This is a genomic window from Acinetobacter sp. 1124_18A (genome assembly GCF_052824995.1).
Window position 1 is genome coordinate 35471 of the sequence record NZ_VTDF01000009.1, and the last position, 14324, is coordinate 49794.

Here is a 14324-nt window from a genome sequence, read left to right on the forward strand (position 1 = left end):
ATTATTTTTAATTGTCTAAATTAATGTGTGCAAATTTTATACTGTTTTTATTATTTTAAAAGTAGAGTTTTGCAATCACAGACACCTTCGAATAATGCTTTTTCACACAATGCAACAAAGCAAATTGCTATGATGAATATAAAGTTAATGATAATAGAAGAGGGGAAAGAAGATGCATGACTTTTCAAAACCACCTCATGTGACGAGTCCTGAAGAAACTGCGAAAAAAAGAAGATTGCCAGTTTATATTTTAATTATTGTTGGGCTTTTTCTTCTTGCACTTATTGTCTATATGGTTGCTGACCACAACCAGACTCCTAAACAAGAAGGTGCTTTTCAAAATGAGACCACACCACATGTAATTAAGGGTAGTTCTGATTTGAATTTAAAGACCTATATAGGGTAATAAGCGAATCAGTTTATCTTGATATCAAGCCTTTAGGTGTAAACCTGAAGGCTTTTTTGCAACCTTTTGCATCAATTTGTTGTATTTATGCAGAAGTGTGTTGATTAGAAAATATTCAAAACATAATGTGAGATAGACCGCATTCATCGTCATTTTTTACAACGAATGGTGTTTCCTAGAGATAACACTGAAAAGAACATAACAATTGAGGACATAACAATATGAATGAATTTTTTGATGGGCCTCGCGGCGCTCAATTTGATGCGATGTATTACTGGGATCAGTTTCATCCTATTCTGGCAGCAGTAGTGATCTTATTGGTTGGTTGGATAATTGCATTATTGGTAGCAGCAGGTGTGAAAAAGCTTCTACAAAAAGTAAATACCAATGCCAAACTATCTTCAGCTACTGGTCGAGCGCCAAATGTTGAAGGCCTGATCTCCAAGGTTGTATTCTGGTTTATTTTGATTTTAGCTGTTGTCGCGGCTCTAAATGTGCTCAACATTAGTGGAGTGAGTGGCCCCTTCAGCAATATGGTCAATCAGGTACTGGTCTACATTCCAAATATTATTGCTGCTGTGGTGGTGGGTTTTATTGGTTGGATCGTTGCTCGACTGGTGCGGGCAGGGATTACCAATGTTTTATCCAGAACCCAACTTGATGATAAATTAAGCAGTGAAGTGGGTGTAGGTGGAATTAGCCAGAATATTGGCGAGATTCTTTACTGGCTTGTATTGTTACTTTTCCTTCCGATTGTTCTGTCAATATTAGGATTAACAGGCTTACTCATTCCAGTTCAAAATATGGTAAATGATGCCGTAGCTTTCTTACCAAATATCTTTATTGCTGGCGTTATCGTTTTTGTTGGTTATATCTTGGCAAAAATTGTACGCGGTATTGTTGAAGGTCTAGTAAATAGCTTAGGTGTTCAAGCTCAAGCGGAAAAAATTGGTCTTTTCAAAAGCTCTAATGTAGGCAAATTCTTAGGTTCATTTGTTTTTGCCATCATCATCATTACTACATTAATTGTAGCGTTCGAAGCTTTAGGGATTGAGACAATTTCTCAGCCTGCAACAGCAATGCTAAATGAAATCTTGCAAGCAATTCCAAACATTATTGCGGCTGGTTTAATTTTACTGGTTGCCTATATTGTTTCTCGTTTTGTTGGACGTTTGGTTGCAGAGTTAATTGCAGGTACAGGTGTTGATGAAATTCCTGCCAAATTAGATGTACAACGCTTTTTAGGCCAAACTAAAGTTTCTAGTGCTGTGGGTTGCCTAATCGTATTCTTTACGATGCTTTTTGCAGTATCTGAAGCAGCGGACCGTCTTGGCTTCGACCAAATCAGTGGTCTAATTGCAATGTTTATCCATTTCGGTGCAAACATTCTATTGGGTGCTGTAATTCTAGTGATTGGTTTCTGGCTAGCGAATGTTGTAGCGAATGTAGTTCAACGTGGTGAATATAATAGCTCGCGTTGGTTAGCTAGTTTAGTTCGTGTTTTAATTATTGGTCTGGTACTTGCGCTTGGTCTAAGAGCGATGGGTATTGCAGATTCAATTGTTAATCTTGCATTTGGTTTGACTCTAGGCGCGGTTGCAGTGGCTTTCGCTCTTGCATTTGGTTTAGGTGGTCGTCAACCAGCAGAACGACTTTTAACTGATTTGCTTGATAAAGCGAAAAAAGAAGCGAATCAACCAAATCCTCTTTATCAACCACCTTCTACTACGAGTAGTGCGGCCCCAGCTACAACTACGTCAACAACTCCATCTACACCAACAACGCCACCATCAACAGCTCCATCTGATGCAAAACCAGCGGATTCTGTACAGGTGAATCCAGCACACCCTCCTGTAAATAAACCGTTTGGTTCTACAGGCGAAAATGATGAAATTTAAGGGATTTAAATTAAATTTCAGATAAACAGTACAAAAAATCTTTGATTTTTGTGATAAGTTCGACCACTCTATATTGAGTGGTCGTTCTTTTTTGGCCGTTATAAAAACAAATAAGTGAGGAAAATACGATGAAGAAACCAGGTCGTTTTTTAGCACCGATTGTCATTGCCGGAATTACGGTGGGTTTTTTAGCAAGTGCTTATAAATTTGTATTTAGTAAGTCGGAAAGCTCAAAACAGACTACTTCTCAGCCACAAGATTCATCGAACGCATCAAGTAGTTCGAAAAACTCAAATTAGCTTATACATATTGGGCAGCAGCATAGGCAGAAGACCATGCCCACTGGAAGTTGTAACCCCCTAAATGGCCAGTGACATCGAGCACTTCTCCAACAAAAAACAGTCCTTTCTGCTTTTTACTTTCCATGGTCTTGGAAGATACTTCAGTTGTATCTATTCCGCCTAAAGTAACTTCAGCGGTACGATATCCTTCTGTTCCAGACGGTTTAACTGCAAAGCCATGTAACTGTTCGGCAATATGATCTAGCTGTGCATCACTGATATTGCCAATCGCTATTTCGCTCTGTTCTGGCCAGATGAGTTGTTGTAACTCTTGGATAATACTTTTGGCAGTAAATTCATTAAGAAGGGTACGTAATAAAACTTTCGGCTGTGCTTTCTTTTTATCTTTTAAATAGGTCGCTAAATCTTGGCTAGGGAAGAAGTCAATTTTAAAACTTTCTCCTGAGTTCCAATAGTTTGAAAGCTGCAAAGAACTTGGTCCACTTAAGCCACGGTGGGTAAATAATAACGCTTCAGTAAAGCTATTTTTTGAGTTGCTTAACGTCACATCCAAAGCATTACCACTTAAGCGTGTAGTGACTTCTTTAATGTGATCTGAAAAAGTAAATGGAACTAAACCTGCACGCGTTGGGAAAACTTGATGTCCAAATTTTTGTGCCAGTTCATAGCCAAAACCAGAACCGCCTAATGTTGGAATCGATAAGCCTCCAGTGGCAATAACTAAAGAATCACAAGTGTAATGTCCTTGATTGGTGTTTAGTGAAAATCCACCTTTTTCCAATGGCGTAATTTGGCCAACTTCGCAATGGGTTTGAATATCTACATTTTTGGTTTTATTACACTCATTCACAAGCATTTCTAAAATTTCTTTAGCGCCGCTTAGCGTAAATAATTGCCCATGTTTACGTTCTTCATAGGCAATTTTATAATCACATACCAAACCGATAAAGTCCCAGTTGCTATAGCGTGACAAGGCAGAAATAACAAAGTGTGGATTATGAGAAATATAATTGTCAGGTTCGACATACAGATTGGTAAAGTTACACTTACCGCCACCAGACATTAAAATCTTTTTACCAATTTTATTGGCTTTTTCTAAAATTAAAACCGAGCGCCCGCGTTTAGCAGCATGTGCAGCCAACATGAGTCCAGAAGCACCTGCACCTAAGACAATGACATCGACATGACTGTTAGACATAAGAGATTCTCGATTAATCTTGAAAATTTAAAAGGGGCATATACTATCATGCCGAGCCTTAGGCGTGCTAAAGACATTTATCACGGTAGTGAACGATGCTGCTTGAAAACGAGTAAGTGATTGATATTATTTATTTCTTATATCTGCCTGTAACCCCCCCGAATGAATTGCCAGAATACGTGTTCCTTCAGGAAAGTAATTGTTTTTGATAAGGTCAAACAGACCGAACATCATTTTTCCCGTATAGATCGGTTCAAGGGGTACAGCGTATTGTCCTTCGAAATTTTCTATAAATGCCAGTAACTCAGGTGAAGTTTTCGCATAACCCCCGCAGCAATAAGCATCTGTCAGCGACCAATTCTGTTTTTTAGTCCACTGCTGAATCTCTTGTTGTAGAAAGTCGCCTTTTAATGCTGAAAACCCTAAAACCTTTTGATGAGATGCACTGCGTTCAATCAGCCCTGAAATCGTTCCTCCAGTTCCAACTGCACAGCAAAACACATCATAGTTTTGCAAATCACTTTGAGTGAGAATTTCCTGACATCCTTGAACTGCTAGTTCATTAGAACCACCTTCAGGAATAAGGAAGGTTTCAGGAAATTGATTGTGTAATTGTTGAAGGTAGTTTACGTCATCTCTCAAACGATATTCAGTGCGCGAGACAAAATGTAAATGCATTCCTAAACTTTGAGCTTTGGCTAAGGTTGGGTTAAGAGGCTGGGTTGCTAATTCTTCCCCACGAATAATGCCTACACTTTTAAAGCCAAAAAGATGAGCTGCATAGGCAGTTGCTGCAATATGATTTGAATAAGCCCCGCCAAAAGTCAAAACGCCTGATAACGCTTGTTGTTTTGCTGCAAGCAGATTGTATTTTAGTTTGAAAAACTTATTACCCGAGATTTGGGGGTGAATTAAATCTAGCCGCTTAATGTCGAGATGCAGGGAATAGGGGAGTTGAATATGTTGATAAGGGACTGATTGAGCAATGTGATCAAACATTAGAAATTGAGAAAATAATGATTGATCACATTGTAACTTTTTAAATAGAACTTTAAAAAGCTGTTTACGAATTTGTATCAACAGAAGTAACCACTGACATGCCAGGGCGTAAATGTTCCATTCCTTCCTGATTTGGATCAATGGTAATGCGTACGGCAATTCGTTGCACAACTTTGGTAAAGTTTCCTGTTGCATTGTCAGGTTTTAATACACTGAACTCTGAACCTGCAGCAGGTGAGATCTGCTCAACATGTCCTGTAAATTTTTTGTGTTTCATGGCATCGACTGTAAACCATGCTTTTTGCCCAATTCGCATATTAGCAATTTGGGTTTCTTTGAAATTGGCAATCACCCAAGTTTGCTGCGGAATAAGGTAAAGTAACTGTGAGCCTGCTGCCACATATTGCCCAACACGAGGGTTAACTTCACCAAGTTGACCATCCATCGGAGCAACAATAACGCTATAGTCTTTGGTGGTTTGTGCTTGGTCTAACTGTGCTTTAGCACTTGAAACTTGTGCTTCTAAACCAGCTTCTGCAACTTGTGCTGTTTTAAGTGCTTCATTTGCAACTAACACATTGGCTTCTGCCTGCTTCAGTGCTGCAAGATTATTTTGAGCATCTGCTGCGGCTTTATCTTGCTCAGATTTAGAAGCTGCGCCACTATTTCCTAGCTGTTGATAGCGCTTAAGCTGTGCTAAAGAAAGTTCATATTGAGCTTTGGCTTGATCCACTTTGGCTTGTGCCGCCACAATGTCAGCCTGTTTTTGGGCAATCGATTGCGTTTGATTAGCTAAGGTATTTTTAGCTTGCTCAACACCTGATGCTGCTTGTGTTACTTTTTGATCATAAGTAGTTGCATCAATATGCATGAGCACTTGACCTTTTTTGACATGATCAAAGTCTTTAACGACTACATCTTTAACGTAACCATTAATTTGTGACGATAAAATCGTGGTTTTACCTTTCACATAACTATTGTCAGTTTGCTGAACACTCGTTGCAAAAGGCCCGATTCTCCAAGCCCATAAAATCACTAAAATACCGACAATAAGTACACCTAACATCCATAACAGTGTTGAGCGTTTTGTCGGAATCAGTTTACTTGCAGGTGCAGGTGCAGGTGCAGGTGCAGGTGCAGGTGCAGGTGCAGGTGTTGGCTCGTTGGCAGCTGCCTGAGCTGGTGTTGGTTCAGGTTTGTTTTGATCATCTGACATATATCAATCTCAATTTCTATTTCATCAAATACGAAAGCCATTAAGGACGGCTAATTCCTCTACGTTGTAGATATTTACTACGTGCAATATTAAATCCACCCCATAAGAGTAGTGCGACGGCAAAAATACCGTTTAAAGCAATAACATCATTGTAGGCACGCACTTGGGCTTCACGAGTGACCACTTGATTAAGCGAGCGCATGGATTGAGCTGTTTGTAATGCTGGGTCAGTAGTGGTGATGGATGCGCTACGTTGATATGTAGAGAGCCTTTGAGCAACTAGAGGGTCTGCTTGTTCTAAATCTTTAATAATCTCTGCCTGATAGTTCTTTGTACGATGTTGTTGATAGGTCGAGAAGAAAGATGACCCAACAAGACCACCGAAAGTTTGGGTAGCAGAGAACAATACGATAAAAGTCACTACATAAGATGGGCCTTTAGCAAGCGTTTGCGCAAAGCCAATCAGAAGCAGGGGGCCAATAAATAGACCACCAGCAAAACCGACTAAAAACTGACTTGCAAAGAAATTCACAGGTCGAACATCACTGGTTAGGTGATAATCTAGTCCACAAGCAACCAGAATGAGAAACTCTGCAAAAAGTAAGTGGAAGATAATTCGTTCGCGTGAAAAAGTAAGTGCACTAAAAAGTGTTCCGCTTAAAATCCCTACCAATATGACAACATAGAGTGGAACAAATTGGTCAGGACCCATTCCCATAGTTTTTAAGAAGTTAACAGCAGCATAGCTTTGTTCAGACATTAAAAGTCGGATGGCAAAAGCACCGAAAATGAAACGTAGGGTCGAAGAAGCACCTAACCAACGTGTCATAATTAATGGATTGGCACGATAGTGTTCATAGAGCAAACCTAAAACAACTAAGCTAAAACCTGCAATCAAGACGTAAGCGAGCCATTCGCTATTAAACCACCATAAAATTGGACCTTGCGTGAGCACAATACACAAGCAGGCAAAACCTGGAGCCAATAAAGCAAAGGTAAAGAAATCTTGTTTCTCAAAAACATATATTCGTAAGCTACGTGGTAGTTTCAATGAAACCACCATGGCTAAGCAACAAAGTGCTAGACCCAGCTCAAAGGTGTAAAGAACAGACCAGCTGTCTGTACTGACAAGAAATGGAGAAATAATCCAAGCTAAGGGTACGCCAAGTTGCTGAAAGCCAAAGGCGATATATATTCCTTTTGCCATGTCTGCTTTTTTAAAGGCTTGCATGGTGTAATACATGCCTAAAGAACTTAATGGTGCGCCAGCTAAACCTGCGACAACCCGAGCGAATAGGGCCATTTCATAGGTATGCACAAAAATATGCAAAACCAGCACGGCAATAAAAATAACGAGCCCTATTTCTGAAAATACTCTCAGGCCATATTGCTGTCTGGCTTTAAATAAAATCAGGTTTGAACTGACATTTGCCATGACATAGGCCGCAGGCAGCCAAGCAGCTTCAGAAGGTGTCAGGCCATATTCGCCTTGGATTAAGGGTAAATTTGCCGTAATAAAACCATTACTTAAGCTTGCCGACAGGGCAATGAATAAACCAATAAAAAAGTAAATAAACCGCTTAGGTACAGAATGCGCAATAGCAGCTGGTGAACCAGGTAGAGTCGGTTGCTCTTCTGGTGTCCAGTCGGGTGGTGTTTCTAAATAACGAGGCGTTTTACTCATTCTATCCCTCGAATTTTTTGTATTTGAATACCATGAAATAGTAATTCAATTGCTCGTTTTGCTAAGCGAGTCTGTTCTTCTGGCTCATGTCCTTGAAATGAAGAACCCAACATTGCAGTGACCATTGCATAGTCATCAGCAGTGAAATCAGCTCGGCACAGTTTTTGTTCTATCGCATTTTCAATCAGTGGGTTCAGTGCATTATTTCGACGTTCATAAATTTTTAACATAATTGGGTCTTGTCGATCAATGACTCTCCAAAAATCTTGCAAAATTGCGAGTTTAGGAAGTTGCCCAATATGTCCTTCAATTAAACGAAATAAACCGTCCTCGAATTGTTGAAAATGAGCTGCTTTTTGCTCTAACTGTGTAATCGCACGCTCTAAAAGCGCGCTAATTAAAGCCTTGCGATCACCAAAGTTACGATAAAACGTTGCTCTGCCGACACCCGCGTGGTCAATCACAACTTGTAAAGGGACATTAATGCCATGAATACGAAAACATTCTTCGGCTGCATTGAGTAATTCATCCCGATTATGGGCAGCAATTTTTTGACGTTTACTCATGTCATCGATTGGGGAGTTTCAAAGGCTATATATTTAACGGACATTTTTGTCCGTTGTGAAGATGTAAATTGTAAAAACATGAAAAATCAATTTTCATCATTTATATCTTCTGCATTTTTATATGCTTCATAAAAAGCTGCTAGAATACCGCGCAATTGCGTAATGCTAGGTCAATACAATGTTTGAGTCCCTTATTCCTCTTTTTTCAATTGCGATGGCATTGATGCTTGGAGCAATAAGCCCTGGGCCAAGCTTTATTTATGTAGCGCAAAATTCAATTTCTAAATCACGTAAACATGGTTTGTTTACAGCATTAGGAACAGGGACAGGTGCAGCTCTGTTTGGTCTATTAGCTGTTATGGGTTTGCAGGTGGTTTTATTGGCAGTGCCTTCTGCATATTTGATTTTAAAAATTGGCGGTGGACTTTATTTACTATGGCTTGCTTTTAAAATTATTAAACATGCTAAAGAACCAATTGCAGTTGAAAACGATGCAAAATCGAAAATGACTTATAAACAGGCATATCGATATGGTTTGATTACTCAGTTAAGTAATCCGAAAATTGCAGTCGTTCTAGCGAGTGTATTTACTGCTTTGTTGCCAAAAGAAATCCCAAATTATTACTACGTCGCATTACCAGTGATTTGTTTTATGATTGATGCTGGCTGGTACTCATGTGTGGCAATGCTGTTATCTTCAGAGAAGCCTAGAACAATGTACTTAAAAGCAAAAACTGGCGTTGACCGAGTTGCTGGAAGCATTGTGAGTCTATTGGGTTTAAAGCTAATTTTCTTCAAGTGATAAGTCTTTAATTAAAATATCTAAAAAATCCAAAGCCAGCTGTTTATAGTCTGGCTTTATTTTTGCGTAAAATATATACAAATTGAAATATCTTTTTTAGCACTTAAGCACTTTAAAAGTGGTAACTTAATAAATAAAACAAAAAGAAATGAGGATCACGTTATGAAAAAACTAATGGTGAGCATTTCTGTAGTTTTTCTCATCTTAACTACAGGATGTGAGATGAGAACGATGAGCAAGCAACCACCAGCAAATGAGCGGACCATGAGTATTGTTGGTACTCCTGTTCATGAAAAGGATTACAAAATTTCCGATATACAAGCGAATAATCATGAGCAATCTAACTATTAGATTACTTGCTGGATGTGCAACTTACTGTATTTTGAATATGGTAAATGCATGTGAACCTGCTTCTTTAGATTGGGAGCTTTTTCAGGAAAAATATGATTTAAATCATGATGGGATGTATAGCTTAAAAGAATTTCAACGCGTTGAAGATTTCTATCCTTACAACTGGCCAAGCGATAAACGTTTTCAAGGTGAAAACAAGCAAACAGAGCTATTTCATTATCTAGATGAAAATAAGAATGGTTATTTAACAAATGAGGAGTTAGGAAACATACATGTTTTATTTAATAACCCTTGTGAAGGGTGGCCGTGGTCATAATTTGAAAGCACTCGCTTTCTAAATTTATTTAATACTTTGATTCACTCAGTTTTGATATTTCTAAAATAAAAAAGCTTCCAATTCAGGAAGCTTTTTTATTAAGGCTGATTAAGAAACTTTATCGCCTGGTTTCGCGCCAGTATCTGGAGAAATAATGAAAATACCTTCACCATTTCCAGCAGCAAGTACCATTCCGTTTGAAATACCGAAACGCATTTTACGTGGTGCAAGGTTAGCGACCATGACGACCAGTTTGCCTTTTAAGTCTTCTGGTGCGTATTGGCTACGAATACCACTGAATACATTACGTGGTTCAGCTTCGCCAACGTCTAAAGTAAGTTGAAGTAATTTATCCGAACCTTCCACAGTACCTGCTTCAACGACCTGAGCAACACGCAAGTCAACTTTTAAGAAATCTTCAATACCAATGATTTCTGCTTCACCTACTGCTGGAGCAGGAGCTGCTTTTTTCTCAGCAGATTTATCCTTTTTCGCCGTTGCTTTAGTTGCTTCTGGAGCAGGAGTACCTAAAGACTCTTTAGATGCATCCACCATTGCAGCAACAGCTTTTGGATCAACACGTTGCATTAGAGGTTGGAACTGCGCAATTTCATGGCTTACAAGAATTTGTTTACGTGACTCGAAATTAAAGCTTTCAAGTTTTAAGAAACCTTGAACTTGCTCCGCTAAAGTTGGAAGAACAGGAGCTAAGTACACCGCTAATTGACGGAACAAGTTGATACCGACTGAGCACACATCAAGAACTTGTTGCTCTTGACCTTCTTGTTTAGCAAGAGCCCATGGTTTTTTCTCGTCAATATATTGGTTTGCACGGTCAGCAAGCGCCATAATTTCACGAATAGCCATTGAGAATTCACGTGCTTCATATGCGCTAGCGATTGAATCGCCTGCATCAATAAAGCTTTGTACCAATTCAGGTTCTGCACATTCAGCAGACAAAGTATTGTTAAAGCTACTGTTGATAAATTTAGCGCAACGGCTAGCAATATTGACTACTTTACCGACTAAGTCAGAGTTTACTTTTTGAATAAAATCATCAAGATTTAAATCAGAGTCTTCAACTTTATCTGAAAGTTTAGATGCAAAGTAGTAACGTAAATATTCTGGATTCAAATGCTGTAAATAAGTCTCTGCTTTAATAAAAGTACCGCGAGACTTAGACATTTTTTGTCCGTTTACAGTCAAGAAACCATTTACAAAAAGACCAGTTGGAGTGCGATAGTTTGCACCATCTAACATTGCAGGCCAGAACAAAGCATGGAAATACACAATGTCTTTACCAATGAAATGGTAAACATCATTTTGACTGTCTTTTTTCCAGAAATCATCAAAGTTTAAATCGGGACGTTTAGTTTTGATGTAGTTTTCAAAACTCGACATATAACCAATCGGTGCATCTACCCAAACATAGAAATATTTATTGGGTGCATCTGGAATTTCAAAACCAAAATATGGCGCATCACGAGAAATATCCCAATCTGCTAAACCCGATTCAAACCATTCATCAAGTTTGTTTGCAATTGAAACAGGTAATCGACCTTCATCACGGGTCCATTTCTGTAAATACTCAGCAAAGTTCGGTAGTTTAAAGAAATAGTGATCTGAAGATTTTTCAACTGGTGTTGCGCCGCTTAACGTTGAACGTGGGTTAAGTAACTCAGTTGCATTATAGGTCGTACCGCAAACTTCACATGAGTCGCCGTATTGGTCTTCTGACTTACATTTCGGGCATGTACCTTTAATGAAACGGTCAGACAAGAACATGCCTTTTTCTGGATCAAATAATTGAGTTACAGGACGAACTGCAATATTTCCAGCTTCACGGTTTTTAATATAGATATCTGTTGAACGTGCTTTATTGGCATCGCTATGAGTTGAATCATAGTGGTCGAAATGTACACCGAAGCCATCAAAATCACGGATATGTTCTTTTTGAACATTCGAAATTTGCTCTTCTGGGCTAATACCGTTTGCCTCAGCACGTAGCATGATAGCGGTACCATGAGCATCATCCGCACATACATAAGTCACATCATGACCCATTGCCCGCATGGCACGAACCCAGATATCTGCCTGGATGTAACCGAGTAAATGACCCATATGAATTGGACCATTAGCGTAAGGAAGGGCATTAGTGACTAAAATTTTACGCACGGATTTCATTCTCTCATTCGTATTTATAAGGTGGAAGATTTTAACTGATGAGCGAGGATAAGCAAAGATTAATAATCTTTGCCCGAGCGCAAGGCGAGAGCTAAGCTTGAGTGGTGGAATAAGCAAAGGTTAATAATCTTTGTCCGACTGCAAGACGAGAGCTAAGCTTGAGTGGTGGGATAAGCAAAGGTTAATAATAATCTTTGCCCGAGCGCAAGGTGAGAGCTGTGCTTAAGTGGCGGGATAATAATCTTTATTGGGTAACAATGAGTATTTGTAAAAATCGGTTTTTAATGGGGAAGTTATTTCTCTTTAGAACAGATAAACAAATCGAAAAATATTTGAATCTTCCTGTATTGTCTTTGTTTCAAATTGCAGTTACGGTCAGAAAACAAGCCATAACGATGTATAACTAATAACTTATTCAGGTAATTTTTAATTAACTACGAGGATAACAACGATGACTACTGAAAATAAATTAGATGATTTAAAGGCAAAAGCGGCAGATGCAAAAGTTCAAGGTGAAAAAGCTTTGGATGATTTAAAGGAAAATGTAAAAGAGAAACAAGCTGCTGGTAAAGAAGCAGTTGAAGATACAGTAGACAAATTAAAGGCCAAAGTGGCAGATGCAAAAGTTCAAGGTGAAAAAGCTTTGGATGATTTAAAGGAAAATGTAAAAGATAAACAAGCTGCTGGCAAAGAGGCAGTTGAAGATAAAGCAAATGATTTGAAAGGCAAACTTGAGGATGCTCAGCATACCTTGCAAGATAAGTTCGATCATTTACGTACAGAAGCGGGTCATAAACTTGATGACGCCAAAGCCAAAGCAGTAGAGTTAAAAGATGAGGCTGCAACAAAATTTGATGAATTAAAAACGCAAGCAACGGCGAAATTTGATGAGTTGAAGAAAACAGCAACTGATAAGTTAAATAAATTGAAAAACCATGATTCTGCTGAATAAGCTGATCTAAACTAAAATCTGCACTCCTGACCTAAAAGATGAGATTGTAAGTGAGTAATTATTCATCCCAAGGTGAGCGAGTGCAGACCAATACTGTTACACTATCTCCATTAAGCTGTAATGATCTGTTTTTGGAGTAAACAATATGTCTTGGCTTTCTTCACTAAAGTCTGTTTTTTCACCTGCACAAGAAGTGAAAGAAGATGAAATCCAAACCGTACTCCAAACTTATTTACTGCCTCATTCAAAAGATGCTTTAAAAGAGCGCATTAGTCAGCTACAAGTTCAAGGTCGAGTATTACAACTCACCATTAATACCTTTCCTGATGAAAAAGAGCACTTGCAGCAAATTCATGATGATTTGGCTGGGGCTTTAGAAAAGTGTGGTATTGAAGAACTAAACTTACATGTGGTTCAACAAAAGCGCCCTGCAAAAGAAAGTTCGAACTTACCTCCTGTGCTTGATGCTTCACCTAAATCAGAACCAGATCCGAATAATCCGCCTATCCAAAAAGCAGCTCCGCAACAAAGAGATGTTCCACTTCATCCTCGCATTAAGCATGTTATTTTAGTTTCGTCAGGTAAGGGTGGCGTTGGTAAATCGACAACTACTGTCAATTTAGCGCTTGCCTTGCAAAAAATGGGGCTTAAAGTTGGGGTGTTGGATGCCGATATCTATGGCCCAAGTATTCCGACTATGCTGGGAAATGCTGGCAAAACTCCTCTTATTGAAAGTGAAAATTTCGTGCCTTTAGATGCTTATGGCATGGCGGTGTTATCGATTGGACATTTAACTGGTGATAACAACACACCTGTCGCGTGGCGTGGACCGAAGGCAACGGGTGCTTTAATGCAATTATTTAATCAGACCCTTTGGCCTGATTTAGATGTATTGATGATTGATATGCCACCTGGTACTGGTGATATTCAACTCACGCTTGCGCAGCGTATCCCAGTTACTGGTTCAATCATTGTGACTACGCCACAAAATGTTGCCTTATTAGATGCTACTAAAGGTATCGAATTATTTAATAAAGTTGGAATTCCTGTATTAGGCGTTGTTGAAAATATGTCGACCCATATTTGCTCTAACTGTGGTCATGAGGAGCAAATTTTTGGTATTGGTGGTGGTGACAAGCTCTCTGAACAGTACCATATTCCATTATTAGGCCGCTTGCCTCTAAATGCTCAGATCCGTGAGCATGCTGATCAGGGTAAACCTAGTGTTGTAGCAATGGATGATGCAGCTGATAGTTATATTGATATTGCTAAGGCTATGTGGGAACAGATTGAAAAAATTCCTCAACGGACACGTGATGACAAACGTATTTTTTGATTTATTTAAACCCGACTTCAAGTCGGGTTTTTTATTATCTGGTTAAAATAAAAAATTAAACCACTGAATATTAATAACAAAGCTAAACTTGAAATTGGCATATAGATTGCTACT

14 protein-coding genes are annotated in these 14324 nt (G+C 38.9%); 8 read left to right on the top strand and 6 right to left on the bottom strand.

All coding sequences use genetic code 11. From position 1 onward, the window contains the following. Positions 1 to 172 precede the first annotated feature (172 nt). The 3 genes from FY048_RS15870 to FY048_RS15880 all read left to right on the top strand — a co-directional run bounded on the left by FY048_RS15870 (position 173) and on the right by FY048_RS15880 (position 2603). Positions 173 to 406, top strand: coding sequence for a hypothetical protein (locus FY048_RS15870; RefSeq protein WP_016139123.1), 234 nt, complete (start codon positions 173 to 175; stop codon positions 404 to 406). 221 nt (positions 407 to 627) lie between these two features. Next, the gene (locus tag FY048_RS15875; protein WP_446091770.1) at positions 628 to 2304 is read left to right on the top strand and encodes a mechanosensitive ion channel; all 1677 of its coding nucleotides are present in this window, start codon (positions 628 to 630) and stop codon (positions 2302 to 2304) included. 128 nt (positions 2305 to 2432) lie between these two features. Next, entirely contained in the window at positions 2433 to 2603 is a 171-nt protein-coding gene (locus FY048_RS15880; RefSeq protein WP_004794296.1) for a hypothetical protein, read from the top strand. 1 nt (position 2604) lies between these two features. Here the strand turns inward: FY048_RS15880 and FY048_RS15885 are convergent, their stop codons facing one another. The 5 genes from FY048_RS15885 to FY048_RS15905 all read right to left on the bottom strand — a co-directional run bounded on the left by FY048_RS15885 (position 2605) and on the right by FY048_RS15905 (position 8269). Further along, positions 2605 to 3804: an NAD(P)/FAD-dependent oxidoreductase gene (locus FY048_RS15885; protein ID WP_446091771.1), complete on the bottom strand. Its 1200-nt coding sequence runs from the start codon at positions 3802 to 3804 to the stop codon at positions 2605 to 2607. 126 nt (positions 3805 to 3930) lie between these two features. Further along, positions 3931 to 4803, bottom strand: a complete 873-nt coding sequence (locus FY048_RS15890) for a 1-aminocyclopropane-1-carboxylate deaminase/D-cysteine desulfhydrase (protein ID WP_446091830.1) — start codon at positions 4801 to 4803, stop codon at positions 3931 to 3933. A gap of 64 nt (positions 4804 to 4867) precedes the next feature. Beyond that, on the bottom strand, positions 4868 to 6019 hold the full coding sequence (locus FY048_RS15895) for an HlyD family secretion protein (protein WP_446091772.1): 1152 nt from the start codon (positions 6017 to 6019) through the stop codon (positions 4868 to 4870). Positions 6020 to 6059: 40 nt separating this feature from the next. Continuing rightward, entirely contained in the window at positions 6060 to 7703 is a 1644-nt protein-coding gene (locus FY048_RS15900) for an MFS transporter (protein WP_446091773.1), read from the bottom strand. Then, the gene (locus tag FY048_RS15905) at positions 7700 to 8269 is read right to left on the bottom strand and encodes a TetR/AcrR family transcriptional regulator (RefSeq protein WP_446091774.1); all 570 of its coding nucleotides are present in this window, start codon (positions 8267 to 8269) and stop codon (positions 7700 to 7702) included. Before FY048_RS15905 ends, FY048_RS15900 begins: the two co-directional genes overlap by 4 nt. A 178-nt stretch (positions 8270 to 8447) precedes the next feature. Between FY048_RS15905 and FY048_RS15910 the strand changes: the two genes are divergently transcribed. The 3 genes from FY048_RS15910 to FY048_RS15920 all read left to right on the top strand — a co-directional run bounded on the left by FY048_RS15910 (position 8448) and on the right by FY048_RS15920 (position 9738). Next, positions 8448 to 9071, top strand: a complete 624-nt coding sequence (locus FY048_RS15910) for a LysE family translocator (protein ID WP_446091775.1) — start codon at positions 8448 to 8450, stop codon at positions 9069 to 9071. 162 nt (positions 9072 to 9233) lie between these two features. Further along, positions 9234 to 9422 (top strand): NF038215 family lipoprotein, encoded by a 189-nt coding sequence (locus tag FY048_RS15915; RefSeq protein WP_003653431.1) that lies wholly within the window; start codon positions 9234 to 9236, stop codon positions 9420 to 9422. Continuing rightward, positions 9403 to 9738 carry a calcium-binding protein gene (locus FY048_RS15920; RefSeq protein ID WP_446091776.1) on the top strand — a complete coding sequence of 112 codons (336 nt, stop codon included), beginning with the start codon at positions 9403 to 9405 and terminating at the stop codon, positions 9736 to 9738. Before FY048_RS15915 ends, FY048_RS15920 begins: the two co-directional genes overlap by 20 nt. Positions 9739 to 9846: 108 nt before the next feature. Here FY048_RS15920 and metG read toward each other — a convergent pair whose 3' ends face one another. Beyond that, positions 9847 to 11913 (bottom strand): methionine--tRNA ligase, encoded by a 2067-nt coding sequence (gene metG / locus FY048_RS15925; protein WP_446091777.1) that lies wholly within the window; start codon positions 11911 to 11913, stop codon positions 9847 to 9849. A gap of 460 nt (positions 11914 to 12373) precedes the next feature. Between metG and FY048_RS15930 the strand changes: the two genes are divergently transcribed. Both FY048_RS15930 and apbC read left to right on the top strand, forming a co-directional pair. Further along, the gene (locus tag FY048_RS15930; RefSeq protein WP_446091778.1) at positions 12374 to 12874 is read left to right on the top strand and encodes a hypothetical protein; all 501 of its coding nucleotides are present in this window, start codon (positions 12374 to 12376) and stop codon (positions 12872 to 12874) included. A 145-nt stretch (positions 12875 to 13019) separates the two neighbouring features. Beyond that, a complete protein-coding gene (gene apbC / locus FY048_RS15935; RefSeq protein ID WP_446091779.1) occupies positions 13020 to 14210 on the top strand; it encodes an iron-sulfur cluster carrier protein ApbC in 1191 nt (396 codons plus the stop codon). Positions 14211 to 14324 lie beyond the last annotated feature (114 nt).